The sequence below is a fragment of the Bacillus sp. FJAT-29790 genome, from assembly GCF_019039215.1.
GTDB lineage: Bacteria > Bacillota > Bacilli > Bacillales > Cytobacillaceae > Cytobacillus.
Window position 1 is genome coordinate 513093 of the sequence record NZ_JAHNZZ010000001.1, and the last position, 24317, is coordinate 537409.

19 protein-coding genes are annotated in these 24317 nt (G+C 39.6%); all 19 read left to right on the forward strand.

The window, feature by feature from the left end:
• Positions 1–21: 21 nt before the first annotated feature.
• Positions 22–738 (forward strand): undecaprenyl pyrophosphate synthase, encoded by a 717-nt coding sequence (locus tag BGM26_RS02510; protein WP_483297789.1) that lies wholly within the window; start codon positions 22–24, stop codon positions 736–738.
• A gap of 19 nt (positions 739–757) precedes the next feature.
• A complete protein-coding gene (locus BGM26_RS02515; protein WP_217038186.1) occupies positions 758–1546 on the forward strand; it encodes a phosphatidate cytidylyltransferase in 789 nt (262 codons plus the stop codon).
• 131 nt (positions 1547–1677) lie between these two features.
• The gene (locus BGM26_RS02520) at positions 1678–2820 is read left to right on the forward strand and encodes a 1-deoxy-D-xylulose-5-phosphate reductoisomerase (protein WP_217038187.1); all 1143 of its coding nucleotides are present in this window, start codon (positions 1678–1680) and stop codon (positions 2818–2820) included.
• A 15-nt stretch (positions 2821–2835) separates the two neighbouring features.
• On the forward strand, positions 2836–4098 hold the full coding sequence (gene rseP, locus BGM26_RS02525; protein WP_217038188.1) for an RIP metalloprotease RseP: 1263 nt from the start codon (positions 2836–2838) through the stop codon (positions 4096–4098).
• A gap of 45 nt (positions 4099–4143) precedes the next feature.
• On the forward strand, positions 4144–5847 hold the full coding sequence (locus tag BGM26_RS02530) for a proline--tRNA ligase (protein ID WP_217038189.1): 1704 nt from the start codon (positions 4144–4146) through the stop codon (positions 5845–5847).
• Between the two features lie 478 nt (positions 5848–6325).
• Entirely contained in the window at positions 6326–10648 is a 4323-nt protein-coding gene (locus BGM26_RS02535) for a PolC-type DNA polymerase III (protein WP_217038190.1), read from the forward strand.
• A gap of 519 nt (positions 10649–11167) precedes the next feature.
• Positions 11168–11641, forward strand: coding sequence for a ribosome maturation factor RimP (gene rimP, locus BGM26_RS02540; protein WP_217040608.1), 474 nt, complete (start codon positions 11168–11170; stop codon positions 11639–11641).
• Positions 11642–11719: 78 nt separating this feature from the next.
• On the forward strand, positions 11720–12850 hold the full coding sequence (gene nusA / locus BGM26_RS02545) for a transcription termination factor NusA (RefSeq protein WP_217038191.1): 1131 nt from the start codon (positions 11720–11722) through the stop codon (positions 12848–12850).
• Between the two features lie 15 nt (positions 12851–12865).
• A complete protein-coding gene (rnpM, locus tag BGM26_RS02550; RefSeq protein WP_217038192.1) occupies positions 12866–13150 on the forward strand; it encodes an RNase P modulator RnpM in 285 nt (94 codons plus the stop codon).
• Entirely contained in the window at positions 13147–13449 is a 303-nt protein-coding gene (locus BGM26_RS02555) for a YlxQ family RNA-binding protein (RefSeq protein ID WP_217038193.1), read from the forward strand. Before rnpM ends, BGM26_RS02555 begins: the two co-directional genes overlap by 4 nt.
• A gap of 19 nt (positions 13450–13468) precedes the next feature.
• The gene (gene infB, locus BGM26_RS02560) at positions 13469–15658 is read left to right on the forward strand and encodes a translation initiation factor IF-2 (protein ID WP_217038194.1); all 2190 of its coding nucleotides are present in this window, start codon (positions 13469–13471) and stop codon (positions 15656–15658) included.
• A complete protein-coding gene (locus BGM26_RS02565) occupies positions 15655–15936 on the forward strand; it encodes a DUF503 domain-containing protein (protein ID WP_217038195.1) in 282 nt (93 codons plus the stop codon). The genes infB and BGM26_RS02565 overlap by 4 nt, the downstream gene beginning before the upstream one ends.
• Positions 15937–15952: 16 nt before the next feature.
• Entirely contained in the window at positions 15953–16318 is a 366-nt protein-coding gene (gene rbfA / locus BGM26_RS02570; RefSeq protein ID WP_217038196.1) for a 30S ribosome-binding factor RbfA, read from the forward strand.
• A gap of 77 nt (positions 16319–16395) precedes the next feature.
• On the forward strand, positions 16396–17313 hold the full coding sequence (gene truB / locus BGM26_RS02575; RefSeq protein WP_217038197.1) for a tRNA pseudouridine(55) synthase TruB: 918 nt from the start codon (positions 16396–16398) through the stop codon (positions 17311–17313).
• A gap of 282 nt (positions 17314–17595) precedes the next feature.
• Entirely contained in the window at positions 17596–18546 is a 951-nt protein-coding gene (gene ribF, locus BGM26_RS02580; protein WP_217038198.1) for a bifunctional riboflavin kinase/FAD synthetase, read from the forward strand.
• A 124-nt stretch (positions 18547–18670) separates the two neighbouring features.
• The gene (rpsO, locus tag BGM26_RS02585; protein ID WP_217038199.1) at positions 18671–18940 is read left to right on the forward strand and encodes a 30S ribosomal protein S15; all 270 of its coding nucleotides are present in this window, start codon (positions 18671–18673) and stop codon (positions 18938–18940) included.
• Positions 18941–19271: 331 nt separating this feature from the next.
• Positions 19272–21392 (forward strand): polyribonucleotide nucleotidyltransferase, encoded by a 2121-nt coding sequence (gene pnp, locus BGM26_RS02590; RefSeq protein WP_217038200.1) that lies wholly within the window; start codon positions 19272–19274, stop codon positions 21390–21392.
• 205 nt (positions 21393–21597) lie between these two features.
• Entirely contained in the window at positions 21598–22560 is a 963-nt protein-coding gene (locus BGM26_RS02595; protein WP_217038201.1) for a polysaccharide deacetylase family protein, read from the forward strand.
• A gap of 81 nt (positions 22561–22641) precedes the next feature.
• Positions 22642–23877, forward strand: coding sequence for a M16 family metallopeptidase (locus tag BGM26_RS02600; protein ID WP_217038202.1), 1236 nt, complete (start codon positions 22642–22644; stop codon positions 23875–23877).
• Positions 23878–24317: the final 440 nt, after the last annotated feature.

A 24317-nucleotide genomic window follows, 5' to 3' on the forward strand; every position in this document is an offset into this window, starting at 1 on the left:
TCTTCCGATCTCCGAGAAAGAATTTTGAAGATACAAGAGCAGCAAATTCCTTCCCATGTGGCAATCATCATGGATGGCAATGGCAGATGGGCAAAAAAAAGGGCCCTGCCAAGAATAGCTGGACATCATGAAGGAATGAAAGTTGTTCGTAAAATAACGAAATTGGCAAATGAGCTTGGTTTGAAAACGTTAACCCTTTATGCGTTTTCTACCGAGAATTGGAAGAGGCCAAAAATGGAAGTGGATTTCCTTATGAAGCTTCCAGAGGAATTTTTAGGGACATTTCTGCCGGAGTTGGTTGAAGAAAATGTCCAAGTTCGAATGATTGGCGATATGGAAATGCTCCCTGCACACACAAGAAATGCCATTTCTAAAGCGATGGCAGACACATTAGGGAATGATGGATTAATTTTAAATTTTGCTCTTAACTATGGAAGCAGGGCAGAAATCATTGAAGGGATCAAGCTTGTCTTAAATGATTGCAAAAGTGGTATAATGAATGAAAATGAGCTGAACGAAGATATTTTTTCTTCCTATTTAATGACAAGGGAACTAAGTGATCCTGATTTACTAATCCGTACGAGCGGTGAAATCCGCTTAAGCAATTTTATGCTTTGGCAGCTTGCGTATACGGAGTTTTGGTTTACAAATGTTTTATGGCCCGATTTTGGTGAAGAGCATTTAGTTGAAGCGATTGAAGTATTTCAGAATCGCCAGAGAAGGTTTGGAGGAGTTTAACAAAGGTGTTGAAAATTAGATGAAACAAAGAATTGTTACAGCGATCATATTTGGTGCGATCTTTCTTCCTGTCATCATTTATGGCGGAATATCAGTTGTATTATTAGCCTATTTATTAGCAACGATTGCACTTTACGAACTATTAAAAATGCGAAAGCTCAACCTTTTTTCTGTTCCGGGTCTTATATCTTTATTGTTGTTATGGATTTTCCTGCTACCTAGTCAGTTTCAGGACATCCTTGCAATGATCCATTATACAAAAATAGAGTTTGCCCTGCTTGCTGTGCTCTTATTTTTGACTTATACAGTAGCAACAAAGAATCGGTTCACATTCGATGATGTGGCATTCTCTATCCTTGCTACCTTATATGTAGGAATTGGATTCTATTATTTTGTTGAGACACGCGAAGCTGGATTGATTTATCTTTTTTTCTCGTTATTTATTATTTGGGCAACAGATTCGGGCGCCTATTTTATTGGCCGATCGATGGGAAAAAGAAAGCTATGGCCAGAAATTAGTCCAAATAAAACAATTGAAGGCTCTTTAGGGGGAGTCGTTTGTGCCCTTATTGTTGCCGTCTTATTTGTAATTTTTACGGATATTGAGGCGTCCTTCATGCAACTATCATTGATAACAATCATTTTATCCGTTTTTGGGCAAATAGGGGATCTCGTTGAATCAGCTTTGAAACGTCATTATGACGTTAAAGATTCTGGAAATATTTTGCCTGGTCATGGCGGGATATTAGATCGTTTTGATAGCTTGTTATTCGTGTGGCCTTTACTGCATTTTATTTACCTGTTGTAAGAATAGATTCTTTCAAAAGTTCTTTCTTTAATTTGTCATAGAAATTCCAAGGCATCATGGATCGTTGCAAAGGGATACTTTAAGCTTTCGGTTTTCACATGTTTGTGCCTTTTCAACAGGAGTTGAGTTTATTGAAGAATATTAGTTTAATGGGGGCAACTGGATCAATCGGCACCCAAACTTTGGACATTATTAAGGAGCATCCTTCCGAATTTAGGCTTGTAGCGATGTCGGTCGGTCAAAATATTGGGCTTACAAGGAAAATTATCAAGGATTTTCAGCCCGAACTCGTATCAGTTTTAGAAAAATCAGTCGCAAATACCCTTAAAGCTGAATTTCCGGGTATAATTTTTACATATGGAAATGACGGTTTAGTTGAAGTAGCCGTTTATCATAAATCTGACATCCTTGTTAATGCAGTATCGGGGAGTGTAGGACTCACCCCCACTTTAGAAGCGATTTATGAAAAAAAGACAATTGCTATCGCAAATAAAGAAACGCTGGTGACAGCAGGCCATTTAGTAATGGAGAAAGCAAAGCGCAATCATGTCTCCTTACTTCCAGTGGATAGTGAGCATTCTGCTATTTTCCAAGCGCTACAAGGGGAAAAGGAAAAAAATATTGAAAAATTAATTTTAACAGCATCTGGGGGAAGTTTCAGAGATCGTACACGCCAAGAGGTAGAAAATGTTACAGTAGAAGAAGCTCTTAATCATCCTAATTGGTCTATGGGAGCGAAGATTACTATTGATTCAGCAACGATGATGAATAAGGGCCTTGAAGTAATTGAAGCTCATTGGCTTTACGCAGTGCCGTACGACAAAATTGATGTGTTATTGCATAAGGAAAGTATTATTCATTCGATGATTGAGTTTCATGACAGCAGCATCATCGCCCAGCTTGGAACACCTGATATGAGAGTCCCAATTCAGTATGCTCTCACATATCCGGACAGGCTGCCGCTACCATCTGCAAATCGTCTGAACTTAGCCGAAATAGGGAAACTCCATTTTGAAAAGATGGATTTTGACCGCTTCCGCTGCTTGCACTTTGCCTATGAAGCAGGCAAGGCAGGCGGGACAATGCCTACAGTACTTAATGCCGCAAATGAAGCAGCTGTAGCTGCGTTCTTAGATGGAAAAGTTGCTTTTCTGCAAATAGAAGATCTTATCGAAAGAGCCTTGAGTATTCACAACAATATCTCTAATCCTGGCCTCTCTGATATTCAGGAAGTAGATGTGGAAACGAGAAAATATGTAAACTCACTTCTATAAAAAGGTGGTTATATTTTGAGTACAGTTATTGCCTTTATTATCATTTTTGGGGCCCTTGTTTTTTTTCATGAATTAGGCCATTTTGTTTTTGCAAAAAGAGCTGGAATTCTATGCCGAGAATTTGCGATTGGCTTCGGCCCTAAAGTTTTTTCACATAAAAAAGGCGAAACGATTTATACGATTCGGCTTTTACCAATCGGCGGCTTTGTGCGTATGGCTGGTGAAGATCCAGAAGTGGTTGAAATAAAACCGGGTTACCGTGTTGGTTTATTGTTTAATGAAAAAGATCAAATTAAGAAAATTATTTTGAATAATAAGGAAAAATTTCCTGATTCAAGAATAATCGAAGTTGAACATGCTGACATTGAGCATGATCTGATTATTAAAGGGTATGTTGAGGGGGAGCAGGAAGAAAAGCTGCAGTCCTTCCCGGTTAGTTCAAGTGCTGTCCTTGTGGATGACGGAATGGAAACGCTGATTGCTCCATATGATCGGCAATTTGCTTCAAAAACACTCGGGCAAAGAACGATGGCTATTTTTGCGGGACCAATGATGAACTTTATTCTTGCTTTTGTCGTATTTGTTTTAATCGGCATTATGCAAGGGATCCCTACGAACGCTCCTACATTAGGGAAGTTAACGCCTGATGGTGCAGCAATGGAAGCAGGATTACAAGAAGGCGATATCATCAATAGTGTAAATGGGGCCGAAATTTCAAGCTGGTCAGATGTCGTGGAGATTATCAAAAAAAACCCAAATAAAGAGCTGCAATTTTCACTTGATCGCAATGGAAAAGAAATGACATTGCCTGTCACTCCGAAAACTCAAGAAGTTGAAGGAGGAAAAATAGGAATGATCGGTGTTTACCAGCCAATGGAGAAATCGCCAATAAAAGCTATTTCTCACGGTGCGAAAGAAACATACCTTTGGACGAAAGAAATTTTTGTTATGCTCGGAAAACTGGTTACTGGCCAGTTCTCTATTAATGCCTTATCCGGACCTGTCGGTATATACGTTTCAACAGATACAGTTGCAAAATCAGGGATTTTCTATTTAATGAAATGGGCAGGCATATTAAGTATTAACCTTGGAATTATGAATTTACTTCCTATTCCTGCTCTAGATGGCGGAAGACTGATGTTCTTCGCGGTAGAAGCAGTAAGAGGAAAACCAATTGACCGCCATAAAGAAGGGATGGTTCATTTCATCGGCTTTGCCCTTCTTATGTTATTAATGCTTGTTGTCACATGGAATGATATTCAGAGATTTTTCTTGTAAAATCAATTTAAAAACAGCCAATTTACTTATATGAGGTGCTAATAGATGAAACAGAGCATGACACTTATTCCTACTCTTAGGGAAACGCCAGCAGATGCAGAAATAAAAAGCCATCAACTATTGTTAAAAGCCGGATTTATCCGCCAGACTGCTAGTGGAGTATACAGTTACTTGCCCTTGGCAAAAAAAGTCCTGCAAAAGATTGAAACCATTGTCCGTGAAGAAATGAATAATGCGGGCGCAGTTGAAATATTAATGCCGGCTATGGCTCCAGCAGAATTATGGCAAGAATCCGAACGATGGTATAGTTATGGTCCCGAGCTTATGAGAATGAAAGATCGCCATGGCCGTGATTTTGTATTAGGGCCTACACATGAAGAAGTGATTACGAGCCTAGTTCGAGATGAGGTAAAATCTTATAAAAGATTGCCTCTAGCACTATATCAAATTCAAACGAAGTTCCGGGATGAGCAGCGTCCGCGGTTTGGAATTTTACGTGGTCGTGAGTTTATAATGAAGGATGCCTATTCCTTCCATGCCTCACAGGAAAGTCTGGATGAAATATATGAAAAGTTATATAGAGCTTACTCAAATGTATTTAGCCGCTGCGGTTTAAACTTCAGGGCTGTCATTGCGGATTCTGGTGCAATGGGCGGAAAAGATACGCACGAATTCATGGTATTATCTGATGTAGGTGAAGATACGATTGCTTACTCGGATACTTCCGATTACGCGGCAAACATTGAAATGGCTCCAGTTATTACGCGATATGAAAAAAACAGTGAAGAGCAAAGAGAATTACAAAAGGTCAAAACTGAAAACAAAAAAACAATTGCAGAAGTTTCTTCCTTCCTCGATGTGACTGAAAAACAATGCGTGAAGTCCTTACTTTTTAAAGTGGATGAAAAATATATTTTAGTATTGGTGCGCGGGGACCACGAAGTAAATGATATTAAGCTGAAAAACCTCTTTGAAGCACGAACAGCCGAGCTGGCTGGAGCGGAAGAAACGAAAGAGATTCTTGGTTGTTCAGTAGGTTCGCTTGGACCTGTCGGAGTGAATAACATTGAAATCATTGCTGACCATGCTATTGAGGGTATTTCAAATGCAGTTTGCGGTGCAAATGAAGAGGATTACCATTATTTGAATGTCAATCCAGATCGTGATTTTAAAGTAAATCAATATGCAGATCTTCGTTTCATTAAGGAAGGCGATCCTTCACCTGATGGCCAAGGAAATATTCTTTTTGCAGAAGGAATCGAAGTTGGGCATATCTTTAAATTAGGCACTCGTTATAGCGAAGCGATGGGTGCAACCTATTTAGATGAGAACGGCAGAAGCCAGCCGATGATTATGGGCTGTTATGGGATCGGGGTATCTCGTACGATGGCTGCAATTGCTGAACAATTTAATGATGAAAACGGTCTAGTCTGGCCGGTGAAGATGTCACCTTACGACCTTCACCTCATTGCTGTAAATATGAAGGATGAAAGTCAGGCAACACTTGCTGAAGAGTTATATTCGCAATTAAAACAAAAGGGCTATGATGTTCTAATGGACGATCGCCAAGAGAGACCTGGTGTGAAATTTACAGATTCAGATCTGATCGGCTTGCCAATCCGGGTTACTGTTGGGAAAAAAGCTGCCGAGGGAATTGTTGAAGTGAAGGTTCGAAAAACAGGAGAAATGCATGAAGTCCATAAAGCTCAGCTTGAAGAAACGATAACACAATTATTGAAATCACTTTAATAACAAAACGGATTCCTGCTGGGGAATCCGTTTTTTGTTAAAAGTTGTTTTCGTAAAGTTTGTTACTTTTATAATGTGATTATTATTTAATAATCTGAGTTGATTGGAGCGAAGGGTAAACTTTGTAATTAGCCAAAAGCGTTAAATTGTTACAATCCTCCACTGTTGAAAGCTTCACTCTATGTTATAATAATCATCGTCTGTATTTGTTCGACTTATAAATGAAAAACGATAAAAAATAAGGCTGTTTTCGTAAAGTTTGTTGCTTTTATAATCTGAGTTGATTGGAGCGGAGGGCACTTGACTCCTGTGGGAGATAGAGGGAACGGGAGACCCCACAGGCGGTAACGCCGAGGAGGCTCCCGTCCCTCCCCGCGGAAAGCAAGTGCCCGCAGCGGAAATCAACGGGCAAAATTTGTAGGCTAAAAACAACAATATATGCGAAAACAGCCAAAAATAAAAATTAGGGGGGAGAATGATGGAGGAAGCCCTAGATAACAAGGAGCGATTCCAACTCTTGCTCCAGCAGCTTCAATTAACCGATGATGCCACTGTTCAGCATTTTCATCATGCGGAAATAAACAAAGTGGTTATTGAGAAGCGGGCAAAAAAATGGCATTTCTTTTTCAGTTTTGAACAGATTTTGCCTTATCGTGTTTTTAGTCTTTTTACAACTCAGCTAGAAAAAACTTTTTCTCATATAGCGAATACTACTTTTACTATCCAAGTGAAAAACCAGCAATTTAATGAACAATTAGTATTAGAATATTGGCATTATTGTGTTCAGGAAATGGAAGGGATGGCCCCGCCGCTTATTAAATTACTAAACGAACAAGTTCCTGTACTGCATGGTCACAAGCTAATGATTAGTGTTGGAAATGAAATGGAAGGCCTCTCGATTAAAAGAAAGTATGCCGATATGATTGCGAGAGTATACGAGACATTCGGTTTTCCAACATTCAGTATTGATACGGAAATTTCTTCGGAATCATCGAATGAGGAATATGAGAAATTTTTAGAGGCAAAGAAAAAAGAGGATCAAGAGCGAGGACTCCAAGCATTACTTGAAATGCAGAAGAAGGAGGCTGAGGCAGAATCAGGTGATACTTCTGCATTACAGGGCCCGCTTATGATCGGATTAACGATTAAAGATGATGCTGATTACAGAAAGTTGGCTGAAATTGTCGATGAGGAACGCCGTGTAGCGATCGAAGGGTATGTTTTTTCAGCAGAAACGAGAGAGCTTCGTAGCGGCCGAACCCTATTAACCTTTAAAATTACGGATTATACAAGCTCCATTCTCGTTAAAATGTTTTCCCGTGATAAGGAAGATGCGGCTTTATATCAGCACGTCCAAAAAGGAATGTGGCTAAAGGTGCGCGGAAGCATCCAAAATGACACCTTTGTCCGGGATCTAGTTATGATTGGAAATGATATTAACGAGATTAAGCCGATCCAGAGAAAAGATACAGCACCGGAAAATGAAAAGCGTGTGGAACTTCATCTTCATACGCCAATGAGTCAAATGGATGCTGTAACGAATGTCAGCACACTTATTGCGCAGGCAAAGAAATGGGGACATAAAGCGATCGCCGTTACCGATCATGCAGTTGTTCAATCATTTCCAGAGGCATTCGGCGCTGGAAAGAAGAATGATATAAAAATACTGTATGGGGTTGAAGTGAATTTAGTTGATGATGGGGTTCCAATCGCTTATAACAGCGCACACCGGAAACTCTCAGATGATACTTATGTTGTATTTGACGTGGAGACAACAGGTTTATCAGCTGTTTATGATACTATCATCGAACTTGCGGCAGTGAAAATTCATGACGGAGAAATTATCGACCGGTTTGAATCCTTTGCGAACCCGCATCATCCCCTTTCAGCAACAACGATAAACTTAACAGGTATTACCGATGACCTTGTTGAAAATGCCCCAGAAGTTGGGGAAGTCTTGCAGAAATTTCATGATTGGACAGGGGATGCAATATTAGTCGCTCATAACGCATCTTTCGACATGGGGTTTTTAAATGTCGGCTATAAGAAGAACAATCTGGGCAAGGCGCAAAATCCGGTCATTGATACGCTTGAACTCGGCCGTTTTCTCTATCCGGATTTGAAAAACCATCGTTTAAATACCCTTGCCAAAAAATTTGATATTGAATTAACCCAGCATCACCGAGCCATTTATGATGCCGAAGCTACCGGCTACCTTTTTCTGAAAATGTTAAGGGAAGCAAACGAAAAAGAAATTGAGTTCCACGATCAGCTCAATGATAATATGGGGCAAGGAAACGCATATCAACGGGCAAGACCATTTCACTGTACTCTTCTTACTCAAACAGAAGCTGGCTTGAAAAATCTATTTAAATTAGTGTCCATCTCTCATCTTAATTATTTTTATCGTGTTCCACGGATCCCGCGATCACTGCTTCAAAAGTATCGCGAGGGGATACTAGTAGGCTCTGGCTGTGCAAAAGGTGAAGTATTCGAAGGGATGATGCAGAAGTCACCTGAAGAAGTGGAAGAAACCGCCCAATTCTATGATTATCTTGAAGTGCAACCAAAGGAAGTCTACGCCCATCTTCTAGAGCTTGAACTCGTCAGAGATGAAAGAGCGCTAGAGGAGATTATCGGCAATATTGTCAAACTGGGTGATAAACTAGAATTACCTGTGGTTGTGACAGGCAATGTCCATTACTTAAATCCAAATGATAAAATTTATCGGAAAATATTAATTAACTCACAGGGCGGAGCGAACCCCTTAAATCGTCACCGTCTCCCTGATGTGCATTTCAGGACAACAAATGAAATGCTAGACGCTTTCGCATTTTTGGGAAAAGAGAAGGCGAAAGAAATCGTTGTTGATAATACAAATAAAATTGCAGATATGATCGATGATATTAAGCCGATTAAAGATGATCTGTTTACACCTAAGATCGAAGGCGCAGATGATGAAATGCGCGATATGAGCTACGCGATGGCGAGGAAAATATATGGGGATGTCTTACCGGAAATTGTCGAGGCCCGTTTGGAAAAGGAACTAAAAAGTATCATCGGGCATGGGTTTGCAGTTATTTACCTCATCTCTCATAAACTTGTGAAAAAATCGCTTGATGATGGGTATCTTGTTGGTTCCCGTGGATCGGTCGGTTCATCATTCGTGGCTACAATGACGGAAATTACAGAAGTTAACCCGCTTCCTCCTCATTATGTTTGCCCAGAATGCAAGCATTCCGAATTCTTTAATGATGGTTCAGTAGGCTCTGGATATGATTTGCCAGATAAGGATTGTCAGATTTGCGGTGCCAAATATAAAAAGGATGGCCATGACATCCCATTTGAAACGTTCCTTGGATTTAAAGGGGACAAAGTACCGGATATTGACTTAAACTTTTCTGGTGAATATCAACCGCGTGCACATAACTACACGAAAGTGCTTTTCGGTGAAGATTATGTATATCGTGCAGGAACAATCGGGACTGTAGCGGATAAAACTGCTTTTGGATATGTAAAGGCCTATCAGCAGGATAACAATTTGCTTTTAAGAGGAGCGGAAATAGACCGCCTTGCCTCCGGATGCACGGGAGTGAAAAGGACGACTGGACAGCATCCAGGGGGAATCATTGTTGTTCCTGATTATATGGATATATTTGACTTTTCACCCATTCAGTTTCCGGCTGATGATAAAAACTCTGAATGGAAAACAACCCATTTTGACTTCCATTCTATTCACGATAATTTATTAAAGCTCGATATTCTTGGACATGATGATCCGACTGTTATCCGGATGCTTCAGGATTTAAGCGGTATCGATCCGAAAACGATTCCGACCGATGACCCGGAAGTGATGAAAATATTTAGCGGAACTGAATCCCTAGGTGTTACAGAAGAGCAAATCATGTGTAAAACAGGTACATTGGGAATTCCCGAATTTGGAACCAGGTTTGTACGTCAAATGCTAGAGGATACAAAGCCGACAACATTCTCTGAGCTTGTCCAAATCTCCGGTTTATCGCATGGGACGGATGTATGGCTTGGGAATGCCCAAGAACTTATTCATAATAAAACATGTAACTTAAGTGAGGTTATTGGGTGTCGAGATGACATAATGGTCTATTTAATCTATCAAGGGTTAGATCCGGCTTTTGCCTTTAAAATAATGGAATCGGTCCGAAAAGGAAAAGGCTTAAGTGATGAAATGGAAGCGGAAATGAGACAGAATGAAGTTCCGGAATGGTATATAGATTCATGTAAAAAGATTAAATATATGTTCCCTAAGGCCCATGCCGCTGCATATGTATTAATGGCTGTCAGGATTGCATACTTTAAAGTTCATCATCCTCTTTTGTATTATGCAGCATATTTTACCGTTCGTGCAGAAGATTTTGATGTCGATGCGATGGCAAAAGGTTCTCAAGCCATTCGAGCACTTGTTGAGGAGATCAATGCGAAGGGACTTGATGCAGCTCCAAAAGAGAAGAACTTGCTTACGGTCATGGAGCTTGCCCTTGAGATGAGTGAGCGCGGTTTTCATTTCCAAAAGGTGGATTTATACCGTTCGAGTGCCAATGAATTTATTATCGATGGTCATTCACTAATTCCTCCGTTTAATTCGATTCCGGGACTTGGTACGAATGCAGCTTTTAACATTGTCAAAGCAAGAGAAGAAGGAGAGTTCCTTTCGAAGGAGGATCTTCAACAGCGTGGTAAAGTGTCTAAAACGATTATTGAGTACTTAGATAACCACGGCTGCTTGGGATCGCTCCCTGAGCAAAACCAGCTTTCCCTGTTTTAATTGAAGGCTGTTTTCTAAATGATTGTTTTTAATAGTTTTTGTATGACGTTGATTGGAGCGGAAGGTGCGAGATCCTCAAGATGCATCCGCATTTTTTCGTGCGGTGTTAATTCACAGATGTTTATTCAATGTCCTAGCGGGAGCAGCGGGACAGGTGAGACCCCACAGGCGCAAGGCGCCGAGGATGCTCACCGCCCGCCCCGCGGAAAGCAAGTATCCTGGAACGGAAATCAACTGCACTCTTTTTTGTTAAATAGCAACAAAGTTATCGAAACAGCCTAATTGAAACATGTATAAAGGAAATAGAAGCTCAAACCCTTGAGTTGACTGCTATTCATTTGCATAAAAATATTGGTTATGGTATAGTTTTAATGGAAATACTACTGATAACTCTCGTTAAAGAAGAGTGGGGCAACCCACTCTTTCGTGTTGTGTACGCTATTTTTTTACAATACTAGCGCGGTTCCATTTGAAAATCCAAAATCAACTTAACGTTATGAATGCTGTTAAAGGAGGGATATTATGAGCAAAGTGACTGAAAAGGTTGAAGAATTAGTCACTCCCATTTTAGATGAACTAAATTTAGAATTAGTTGATATTGAATATGTTAAAGAAGGCAAAGATTGGTTTCTTCGCGTATTTATCGATAAGGAATCTGGAGTGGATATCGAGGAGTGCGGACTTGTCAGTGAACAATTAAGTGACAAGCTTGATGAGGTTGACCCAATTCCTTACAACTATTTCTTAGAGGTTTCATCGCCGGGAGCTGAACGCCCTCTTAAAAATGATAAGGACTTTGAAAAAGCAGTAGGTAAAAATGTTTTTATTAAGACATACGAGCCAATTGATGGCGAAAAAACATTCGAAGGGATTTTAACCGGGTTTGACGGCCAAACCGTGACTGTTGAAATCAAAATAAAAACGAGGAAGAAAAGCGTTGAAATTCCATATGAAAAAGTGGCCAATGCTCGTTTAGCAGTGGTTTTTTCGTAATCTTAAGAAGGGGATTTATCCAACTTCAAAGGAATTTGCTTTTTAATGAAATAGAGATTAAAGGGGGATAAACATCTCATGAGCAGTGAATTGTTGGATGCTCTGACCTTGCTTGAAAAAGAAAAAGGCATTTCACGCGACGTGATTATCGATGCCATTGAAGCTGCGCTTGTATCAGCATATCGTAGAAACTTTAACCAGGCCCAAAATGTCCGGATTGATTTGCATCTAGGAAAAGGGACGATGAGAGTCTTTGCCCGTAAAGAAGTGGTCGATGAGGTATTTGATCCAAGACTGGAAATTTCAGTTGAAGAAGCGCAAAGAATCAATCCGAATTATCAGCTAGAGGACATTGTGGAATTAGAAGTGACGCCAAAGGATTTCGGCCGAATTGCAGCGCAAACTGCGAAACAAGTAGTTACACAACGCGTTCGTGAAGCTGAACGTGGCATCATCTATACTGAATTTATTGATCGTGAAGAAGATATTATGACTGGAATTGTTCAGCGGCAAGATTCAAAGTTCATCTATGTTAGTCTTGGTAAAATAGAAGCTATTCTTCCTGCGAATGAACAAATGCCTAACGAGCAATACAGACCCCATGATCGAATTAAAGTTTTTATTACAAAAGTCGAAAAGACGACAAAAGGACCACAAATTTTCGTATCCAGAACCCACCCTGGGTTATTGAAAAGACTATTTGAAATCGAGGTTCCAGAAATATATGACGGAACGGTTGAAATTAAATCGGTTGCCCGTGAAGCAGGCGATCGGTCCAAAATCTCTGTTCATTCAGATAATGAAGAAGTCGATCCAGTAGGTTCTTGTGTTGGGCCGAAAGGAACACGTGTTCAAGCTGTAGTGAACGAACTTAAAGGCGAGAAAATCGATATTGTCAAATGGTCTGCTGATCCAGTTGTTTTCGTTGCCAATTCATTAAGCCCTTCTAAAGTGTTAGATGTAATTGTCAGTGAAGATGATAAAGCAACAACCGTCATTGTTCCGGATTACCAGCTTTCACTGGCAATCGGTAAGCGAGGTCAAAACGCCCGTTTAGCTGCAAAGCTAACCGGATGGAAAATCGATATAAAATCAGAAACAGAAGCACGGGAATCAGGTATTTATCCACGTGAAGAAACATTGTTGAATTATGACAATGATGATTTCGAAGATGAGTCAGAATTTGATATGCAAGATGATATGGATTAATTGAGGTGAATGATCGTGAACAATCGTAAAAAAGTTCCCATGCGTAAATGTGTCGCAACCGGTGAAATGAGACCGAAAAAAGAACTCGTTCGCATCGTTCGCTCGAAAGAAGGAGAAGTATCGGTTGATCCGACCGGAAAAAAGTCCGGGCGCGGTGCTTATCTTTCTAAAGAAAAGGAAGCAGTAATGCTTGCTAAAAAGAAGAATATTTTAGCCAATCATTTAGAAGTTTCAATCAATGATTCTATATATGAAGAGCTCTTAGAGCTCATAGAGAAGGAGAAACGACTATCCAAATGAATTCAAATCAATGGATGTCATTGCTTGGCTTAGCGAATCGGGCACGAAAAATTACTTCGGGTGAAGAGCTTGCCGTCAAAGAAATTAAAAATGGTAAAGCGAAGCTCATATTGATATCAGCGGACGCTTCTGTTAACACAGCTAAAAAAGTTACAGATAAATGTAAATCTTATCAGGTACCCTATAAGCTTGTTGAAAACCGGGAAATGCTTGGTCAGGCTATCGGTAAAGAGGCACGGGTTGTTGTAGCTGTTTTAGATAATGGATTTGCTAAAAAACTGAAGTCGTTGCTCGATTAATTCCAGCGGGGGTGAAAGTATGAGTAAAATGCGCGTTTACGAATATGCAAAAAAACATAATGTATCAAGTAAAGATGTAATAACGAAATTAAAAGACATGAAAATAGAGGTTTCTAATCATATGACAACAATTGAAGCAGCTTCCGTACAAAAATTGGACGGGATTTTTGGCAAGAAAGACGAAAAGCAACCTCAAAATAAACAACAGACCCAAAATCAGCAAAAACCACAGGATAAAGCACAAGGGTCCGCACAAGCTAGTTCTTCTGCGGACACGGGGAAAAGTTCTTCTCCTAATAAGGGCAATGCTAAGCAAGCATCTAAAGCCGGAGATGGAAAAAAGCCTTTCAACAAGAATAATAATAACAAAAACAATAACAACAAGAATAGAAACAACAATAAAGGGAGAAGCCAGCAGCCACAGGCGGCACCTGCTCCTAAAAAGGTAAAGGAACTTCCTTCTAAAATAACATTCAGCGATTCATTAACTGTTGCTGAATTAGCTAAAAAACTGCACCGTGAACCTTCTGAAATCATTAAAAAATTATTTATGCTTGGTGTCATGGCAACAATTAATCAAGATCTTGATAAAGATGCGATTGAATTGATTGCAGGTGAGTATGGAGTTGAAGTGGAAGAAGAGGTTCATATCGATACAACGGATTTAGAGGTTTATTTCACTGAGGATGAAAATGCTGAATTAGTTGAACGTCCTGCCGTTGTTACTATTATGGGCCACGTTGACCATGGAAAAACGACAACATTGGATTCGATCCGTAATACTAAAGTTACTGCTGGAGAAGCAGGCGGTATCACACAGCATATCGGTGCCTATCAAGTTGAAGAGAACGGAAAGAAAATTACATTCTTAGATACACCTGGACATGCGGCGTTTACAACGATGCGTGCTCGTGGTGCGAAAATTACTGATATAACAATCCTTGTCGTTGCAGCAGATGATGGAGTTAAGCCGCAAACAATCGAAGCGCTTAATCATGCGAAGGCTGCTGAAGTACCAATTATTGTCGCTGTTAATAAAATGGATAAAGAATCCGCAAATCCTGATCGTGTTATGCAAGAATTATCCGAACACGGATTAGTGCCAGAAGCTTGGGGCGGGGATACCATTTTTGTTCCGATCGCTGCTTTAAAAGGAGAAGGAATCGACAATCTTCTTGAAATGATTCTACTTGTAAGTGAAGTGGAAGAGTATAAAGCAAACCCTAACCGTAATGCAGTTGGTACAGTTATTGAAGCACAATTGGATAAAGGCCGCGGTTCTGTAGCAACCCTCCTTGTTCAAAATGGAACATTAAAAGTTGGAGACCCTATAGTTGTGGGTAACACATTCGGCCGTGTTCGTGCAATGGTGAATGATCTTGGCCGCCGAGTGAAAGTGGCAGGCCCATCAACGCCAGTAGAAATTACAGGCCTTAATGATGTTCCACAAGCAGGAGATCGCTTTGTTGTATTGCCTGATGAGAAAACTGCTCGCCAAGTTGGTGAGGCACGTGCTCAGCAAACATTACATGCACAGCGCAGTGAAAAAACACGTATAAGCTTAGATAACTTGTTTGAGCATATGAAGCAAGGAGAAATGAAAGACCTTAATATCGTTGTGAAAGCAGATGTTCAAGGTTCTGCAGAAGCACTTACAACTGCATTGCAGAAAATTGATGTCGAAGGTGTAAATGTTCGTATTCTCCATACAGGTGCAGGAGCAATTAACGAATCTGATATTACGCTTGCTGCAGCATTTAATGCAATTGTCATCGGATTTAATGTCCGTCCTGATAATAATGCTAAACGTGCTGCGGATACAGAAGGCGTTGAAATTCGTTTGCACCGTATTATTTATAAGGCGATTGAAGAAATCGAACTGGCGATGAAAGGGATGCTTGATCCTGAATTTGAAGAAAAAGTGATCGGTCAAGCTGAAGTGCGTCAAACATTCAAAGTATCAAAAATCGGGACGATTGCTGGTTCATATGTAACGGACGGGAAAATTACCCGTGACAGCGGAATCCGCTTGATCCGTGATGGCATTGTTATTTTTGAAGGTACAATTGACGCGCTAAAACGTTTCAAGGACGATGCAAAAGAAGTCAGTCAAGGATACGAGTGTGGTGTTACAATTAAAAACTTTAATGACGTTAAAGAAGGAGACGTTATTGAAGCATATATTATGCAGGAAATCGAGCGTAAATGATTATTGGCCTTGCAGCCTGTGAATGTATTATTTACGACACGCATTCTTTAAAAGAAAAACGAGCTGTTTTGCAGCGAATTCTTGCCCGCTTGAAACAAAGATACAATGTATCCGTCTCTGAAGTGGATTTTCAAGATGTATGGCAACGAACGAAAATAGCGATTGTGACTGTATCTTCTTCGCGAGTTTCAACGGAGCGGGAATTGCAGTATGCCCTAAAGTTAATTGATTCGTTCCCTGAAATCGAACGGACAATAACTGATATTGAGTGGCTTTAAGAAGAGGTGAAATAGAATGAGCCTTCGAGCAAACAGAGTTGGAGAACAAATGAAAAAGGAACTGGGTGAAATTATCGGCCGCAAGCTAAAAGACCCACGGGTTGGTTTTGTGACGGTAACAGATGTTCAGGTAACAGGAGATCTTCAACAAGCAACTGTATATATATCGGTCCTAGGTGATGAAGAGCAAAGGGAAAACACGCTGAAAGGTTTAGCGAAAGCAAAGGGATTTATCCGTTCCGAAATTGGATCTCGTATCCGTTTGCGAAAAACCCCTGAAATTCTCTTTGAATTCGATGAATCCATTGATTATGGAAATCGTATCGATACATTGCTGCATCAAATTCATGATGAAGAACGTTCAAAAGAGAAAGAGGATTAATCATCCTATATACATGAATGGATAGACAATTGTCTATCCATTTTTTTCGAATTTTGTTAAATTAGGAGGAGACAAGTGTGGAAGGCATTTTACCACTGTTTAAACCGAAGGGGATGACCTCACATGATTGTGTGTTTAAACTTCGCAAAATCCTGAAAATGAAAAGAATTGGCCATACCGGCACCCTTGATCCAGATGTCACCGGTGTTCTTCCTATTTGTTTAGGGAAAGCAACGAAAGTCGCAGAATACATAACAGATGCTGGGAAGGCATATGAGGGAGAAGTTACAATCGGTTTTTCAACGACAACAGAAGATTCTTCTGGTGAAATAGTTACCGAAAAGAAAATAGAACAATCGTTTTCACGTGAACAAATCTTAGCTGTTCTAGCTAAATTAACGGGTGAAATCTCTCAAACTCCGCCCATGTATTCAGCTGTTAAGGTAAATGGGAAGCGTCTTTATGAATATGCGAGACAGGGAATTGAAGTCGAACGGCCAACAAGAAAAGTAATGATTTATTCCAATGAACTTCTAGATGATAGAGCCATTTTTAACGGAGAAACAATTCAGTTTCGCTTTCGGGTTTCTTGTAGTAAGGGAACATACATACGCACGTTGGCGGTTATGATTGGTAACGAGCTGGGCTACCCTGCGCATATGTCCGAACTTGTCAGGATTCAATCGGCGGAATTCTCATTAAATGACTGTTTGACATTTGATGAAATTGAAAAAAGAATAGCAGATGAAACTCTTTCAGAAAGTATCCGGCCGCTTGAAGCTGCACTCTCTCATTTGCCGAAATATCTTATAAATGATACAGTTGCAAAGAAAGTAAAAAATGGGGCAGTCTTGCACATCCCTGATCATTTAATACACACGAAAGGCCCAATCGTTCTTGAAACAGAGAATGGCATGGCCTTGGCCATATATGAACATCATCAAACGAAGCAAGGCATGATGAAACCGGTTAAAGTATTAAGAAATGAATCGTAGTCATTAAGGCTCTGTTAGTAATTTATGTTGAAATGAAGACTAGCGGGGCGATTTGCCTGAAGAGAACCTTTTTTGCGGAGCAAGGTAACTGACTTCAATCACATCATGGTTTAGCTTCGATGAGTTTACTACGTGCTACCTTGCGACGAGCTGAACAAAGCTTCCTTGAATACGCTTTGGCGCAGGAGCATTGTTTTTACCCGCTTCTCGGAAGGTAAATCGGACCCGCGTGTCTATAAACAAAACTGTTTAACAAAGCCGATTAGAAAAAGGTGAACCATCATGGAAGTTATCTCAATACATCATCCACATCAATTAAATAAATTAGATTATCCGGAATTAGCAATGGCATTGGGCTATTTTGACGGTGTTCATCTCGGGCATCAGAAAGTGATTTTACAAGCGAAAAAAATTGCGGGTGAAAAAGGGATTAAAAGTGCAGTAATGACCTTTGATCCTCATCCATCTGTTATTCTAGCCAAAAGCACACAACATGTTGAGTATATCACGCCTCTTAAGGATAAAATTCATTTGATTTCTAATTTAGGTATTGATTATTTATTTATCGTCCACTTTACCCGGGAGTTTGCTAATTTACTGCCTCAGGAATTTGTGGATCAATATTTGATAGGCTTAAATGTACAGCACGTTGTCGCAGGCTTTGATTATTCCTATGGCAGAATGGGAAAAGGGACAATGGAGACTTTGCCATTCCATTCAAGAGAACAATTCGATTTTTCTGTTGTCCCGAAACTATCAAGCAAAGAAGAGAAAGTAAGTTCAACATTAATCCGGTCTTATATACGCGACGGCGAAACCGAAGGACTGCCATCCCTTCTTGGCCGATACTATACGACATCTGGTACTGTTATTCATGGGGATAAAAGAGGCCGTACAATTGGATTCCCAACTGCTAATGTTGATCTAGGAGCCGATTATATTATCCCGCCGCTCGGTGTCTTTTGTGTACGTTTCTTTGTTGAAGGCAGATGGTATGACGGGGTTTGTAATATTGGCTATAAGCCCACATTTAAGAAAGAACAGTCAGCAAAACCGTCAATTGAGGTACATATTTTTGATTTTGATCAGGATATTTACGGACAGGACGTAATCATTGAATGGCATTTACATTTAAGAAGAGAGCAAAAATTCTCGGGGATCGATGAGCTTGTTGACCAAATCGAAAAAGATAAAGAAAAAGCGCTCCATTATTTTGAAAAAATCAGGGTTTAGCCTTGCTTTTTGTCGCAAAAAGTTGTATTCTTATTAACGTATTAGAAATGAACCTTTGCTTGGCAAGTTGAGTCACCGACGCTTGCTCAGTAACAGGGGATTGAAAATTTAGGAGGTGAAACGGATGGCAATCACTAAAGAACGTAAAAATGAGCTAATCAATGAGTTTAAAACTCATGAGAGCGACACTGGATCTCCAGAAGTTCAAATCGCTGTCCTTACTGCAGACATTAACAAATTAAACGAGCATTTACGTACTCATAAGAAAGACCACCATTCACGTCGCGGTCTTTTGAAAATGGTAGGTAAACGTCGTAACCTTTTAACTTACCTTCGTAACAAAGATGTTCAACGTTACCGTGAGTTAATTAATAAACTAGGTTTACGTCGATAATCAGAAGAAGCGGGATTATTCCCGCTTTTTTATTAGCTTTAAAAAGAACACTTGTTTACATGAAACAAATTCTTAAAGCGTTTTATTGATTGAAAAACGAACGATTTTTCCATGTATTATAAATGTTCGTTTAATAGAGAATGATATTATATATATGATTAATATTTCGTTTTTCGGTTTGGTTTAATACATTATGAAATATACTTACATACATAAAGAAATATTTTTAACGATCTGAAAAAGTGTACATACTATAATTGTGCAATTTTTTATCATATATGAACATTTATTTTATGTTTTTTATAAAGCAAAGGTAGAGAGGGGTTACAAGATGGGACAAGATAAGCATATTTATTCCATAGATTGGGCTGGACGCAAGTTAACAGTAGAAGTCGGTCAGTTGGCGAAACAAGCTAATGGCTCCGCATTAGTTCGTTATGGAGATACAGCTGTACTAAGTACGGCAACAGCATCAAAGGAACCGAAAAATTTAGATTTTTTTCCTTTAACTGTAAATTATGAGGAACGTCTTTATGCAGTTGGGAAGATCCCAGGAGGATTCATTAAAAGGGAAGGTCGCCCGAGTGAGAAAGCGATTTTGGCAAGCCGATTAATTGACAGGCCAATTCGCCCATTATTTGCGGACGGTTTCCGTAATGATGTACAAGTCATCAGCATGGTTATGAGTGTTGATCAAGACTGTTCTTCCGAAATGGCAGCGATGTTTGGCTCTTCATTAGCTTTATGTGTATCTGATATTCCTTTTGGCGGGCCAATTGCCGGTGTAAGTGTTGGCCGTATTGACGGTGAATTTATCATAAACCCAACAGTCGAACAGGCTGAAAAAAGTGATATCCATTTAGTTGTAGCAGGTACGAAAGATGCAATCAATATGGTTGAAGCAGGTGCAGAAGAAGTACCTGAAGAAACAATGCTTGAAGCGATTATGTTTGGTCATGACGAGATCAAACGCTTAATTGCCTTCCAAGAAGAAATTGTAGCTGAAATTGGTAAAGAAAAGAAAGAAGTTCCTCTTTACGAAGTTGATAAAGATTTAGAAGCTGAAGTTCGCAGCATTTGTGAACAAAATATGATTACAGCTATCCAGGTTCAGGAAAAACATGCTCGTGAAGATGCGATCAAAGCAGTTAAGAATGAAGTATTGGAAAAATATACAGAGCAGGAAGCGAACGATGATGATCTTAAACAAGTGAAACAAATCCTTGATAAGATCGTAAAAGGTGAAGTGCGCAGACTTATCACAGAGGATAAAGTTCGCCCGGATGGCCGTGGACTTGATGTTATTCGCCCACTGTCTTCAGAAGTAAATATTCTCCCGAGAACACATGGTTCAGGATTATTTACACGTGGACAAACACAGGTGCTAAGCGTTTGTACATTAGGTGCTCTTGGAGATGTTCAAATTCTTGATGGTTTAGGCATTGAAGAAGAAAAACGCTTCATGCATCATTATAACTTCCCTAATTTTAGCGTTGGGGAAACAGGACCAGTTAGAGGACCTGGCCGTCGTGAAATTGGCCATGGTGCATTAGGTGAACGAGCTTTAGAGCCTATCATTCCTTCTGAAAAGGATTTTCCATATACAGTCCGTCTTGTTTCTGAAGTATTGGAGTCAAACGGCTCGTCTTCTCAAGCAAGTATTTGTGCGAGCATTTTAGCGATGATGGACGCTGGTGTGCCGATTAAGGCTCCGGTTGCTGGAATTGCAATGGGACTCATTATGTCAGGGGAACACTATTCGATCTTATCGGATATTCAAGGAATGGAAGATCACCTTGGTGATATGGACTTCAAAGTTGCTGGAACTTCTAAAGGGATAACAGCATTGCAAATGGATATTAAGATTGAAGGCCTTTCCCGTGAAATTCTTGAAGAAGCCCTTCAACAAGCAAAAAAAGGCCGTATGCATATTCTAGATTCGATGCTGAGCACCCTTTCTCAGCCAAGAAACGAGCTTTCACAATATGCTCCGAAGATCTTAACAATGACGATTAACCCAGATAAAATTCGTGATGTCATTGGACCTAGCGGTAAACAAATCAATAAAATTATTGAAGAAACCGGTGTGAAAATTGATATCGAGCAAGATGGAACGGTATTCATTTCCTCTATAAATGAAGAAATGAATCAAAAAGCGAAGAAAATTATTGAGGACATTGTTCGTGAAGTTGAAGTTGGACAAATGTATCTTGGCAAAGTAAAACGAATTGAAAAATTCGGTTGCTTTGTTGAAATATTTAATGGAAAAGACGGATTAGTTCACATTTCAGAGCTAGCTGAAGAGCGTGTTGGGAAAGTAGAAGACGTTGTTGCTATTGGCGACGAGCTACTTGTAAAGGTAACTGAAATTGATCGTCAAGGCCGCGTTAATTTATCTCGTAAAGCAGTACTAAAAGAGCAGAGAGAACAACAGGAAAAAACCCAGCAATAAAGATTGAGGTTATTTTTCCGTTGAGACATCCTTAAAGGACAGACATAATCAGTTCTGTTAGTCCAATATTAGAGTCAGGGGGAACCCTGACTTTTTCCATATTGGTATTGCATCTTGTTTTTTCACCATTATACATATTAAGTAATATGCATTCGTTCTACCTTGTCCCTCCTGAACATAATGTTTAGTGAAGGAGGCTTGCATGATGAGGAAGTTTACCCATTTCGTTATTATTTGTTTAATCGCCTTACTATTAGTGAATAATCCGCTCACTAATCAATATGTATCAGGATTAAAGTCAGAAGCTGTTTCCGTAATGAAACAAAAAGATGCGTTATATAAGGAAATAGCTGTGAAGTCAGCTGATTATTATATTGCCCCTGAGGATGCAAGGATTGACCGTGTCTGGAAAACGATTCCTGGACTTAACGGGGTGCAAGTTGATATAGAGGCCTCATATAAGAAAATGAAGGCTGACGGAAAATATCAGGAAGAAAAGCTTGTTTTTGAACAAGTGAAACCAAAAATTCAATTAAGTGATTTGCCGCCATCTCCCATATACAAAGGACACCCGGAAAAGCAGATGGTCAGTTTTTTGATCAATGTCGCATGGGGAAATGAATATTTGCCTGATATGCTTGCAACATTGAAAAAGCATCATGTTTCTGCGACTTTCTTTTTAGAAGGAAGATGGGTGCAAAATAATCCTGAACTAGCAAAAATGATTGCTGATGCGGGCCATGAGATTGGCAATCATTCCTATACTCACCCGAATATGAAAGTAATTTCTTCTGCACGAATAAGAGAGGAAATCCAAAAAACCAATACAGTGATTAAAGCGACAATTGACAAGTCAGTTCATTGGTTTGGGCCTCCTAGCGGGAGTTACCGGGACGAAACTGTTCAGATCGCTGCTCAGGAAAAGATGGGAACTGTTATGTGGACAGTAGATACAGTGGATTGGCAAAAACCAGCCCCTGAACAGTTACTTCATCGTGTTTTGAGCAAGGTTCACAATGGTGCTATGATATTAATGCACCCAACAGATCCAACAGCAAAGTCACTTGATCAAATGATCGTTCAATTACAAAAAAGAAATTTACAGATCGTTACTGTTTCTGAGCTTTTAAGCCCTGAAAGGCCGATGGAAATAAAAAATGAAAAATAATCATCATTTAGGCAAAAGTATTAACAATATGAACTAATTAACCTCATCATAGATAGTGGTTACAGAACAGGAGGAATTTATTTGATAAAGAAATATACATGCCAAAATGGAGTAAGAGTCGTACTAGAAAATATTCCAACCGTTCGTTCCGTAGCAATAGGTGTATGGATTGGAACTGGGTCACGGGATGAAGATTCAAAAAACAATGGGATTTCTCATTTTCTTGAGCACATGTTCTTTAAAGGAACGAAAACAAGGTCTGCAAGAGAGATCGCAGAATCCTTTGATAGTATTGGCGGGCAAGTGAATGCGTTTACATCAAAAGAATACACTTGTTATTATGCAAAGGTTCTTGATACCCATGCTCATTTTGCACTGGAAGTATTAGCAGATATGTTCTTTCATTCCACCTTTGTGGAGGAAGAATTAAATAAAGAGAAAAATGTTGTATATGAAGAAATTAAAATGTACGAGGATACCCCTGATGATATTGTTCATGATTTGCTTAGCAAAGCTATTTACGAAAATCATCCACTTGGCTATCCGATTTTAGGTACGGAAGAAACACTTGCAACTTTTAATAGCGAAACATTGAAGGAATATGTGCATAATATGTATACTCCGGAAAATGTAGTTATTTCTATTGCAGGGAATATAACAGACGATTTTATTAAAGAGGTTGACCAGTTTTTCGGTTCTTATGAAGGTGGAAGCCATGAAAGAACTGAACAAAAGCCGGAGTTCCATTCCCAACGTATTACGCGTAAAAAGGAAACGGAACAGGCACATTTATGCATCGGCTTTGAGGGATTACAGGTTGGGCATGACGATATGTATAACTTAATTGTTTTAAATAATATTCTTGGCGGCAGTATGAGCAGCCGGCTGTTCCAGGAAGTCAGGGAACAAAAGGGACTTGCTTATTCCGTTTTTTCATATCATTCAGCTTTTCAAGATAGTGGGATTGTCACACTTTACGGAGGTACAGGTGCGAAGCAATTAGATGTCCTATTTGATACGATGCAGGAAACGCTTAGCAAGCTGAAACAGGAAGGTATTACAGAAAAGGAACTTAATAACAGCAAAGAGCAGTTAAAAGGAAGCCTCATGTTAAGCTTAGAAAGCACAAACAGCCGAATGAGCCGAAATGGGAAAAACGAGCTTCTGCTTCGCCGCCATCGTTCATTAGATGAAATTATTGAACAAATCGATGCTGTATCCCAGCGTGAAGTGGATAATTTGGCTAAATCGATTTTTACCGACAAATATTCCGTTGCAATAATTAGCCCGGATGGGGAATTGCCAAAAAACATATAAGTATTACGACAGTCTGTTATATTTGGCAGGCTGTTTTTTTATGAGGCTGTTTTCGTAAAGTTTATTGCTTAATTACCATAATTATAATTTAACTATCTGAGTTGATTGGAGCGGAAATCAACGGGCAAACTTTGAAGGCTAAAAACAACAAAATATGCGAAAATAGCCTTTTATGAAGATGAACAGGCAGTAATATATCTATCATGTTTAACTTTATTCAGCAGAAGTATCTTAACGATATAAAAGGGGAGATGAATGCAAATAGTATCCAATTAAGAGGGGGTTCAAACTCCGGCTGAATAAAGTTAAGCCTCCGACGGATGCCTCAGATTTTTTAAAGGAATTTATCGAGCAAGCTCGATAAAAATCTGGGCGCAAATACGCCAAGGCGAATTTGATCTTTGCATTTTTGTCTAGTCTAAAAACGAAGATATTGCGAT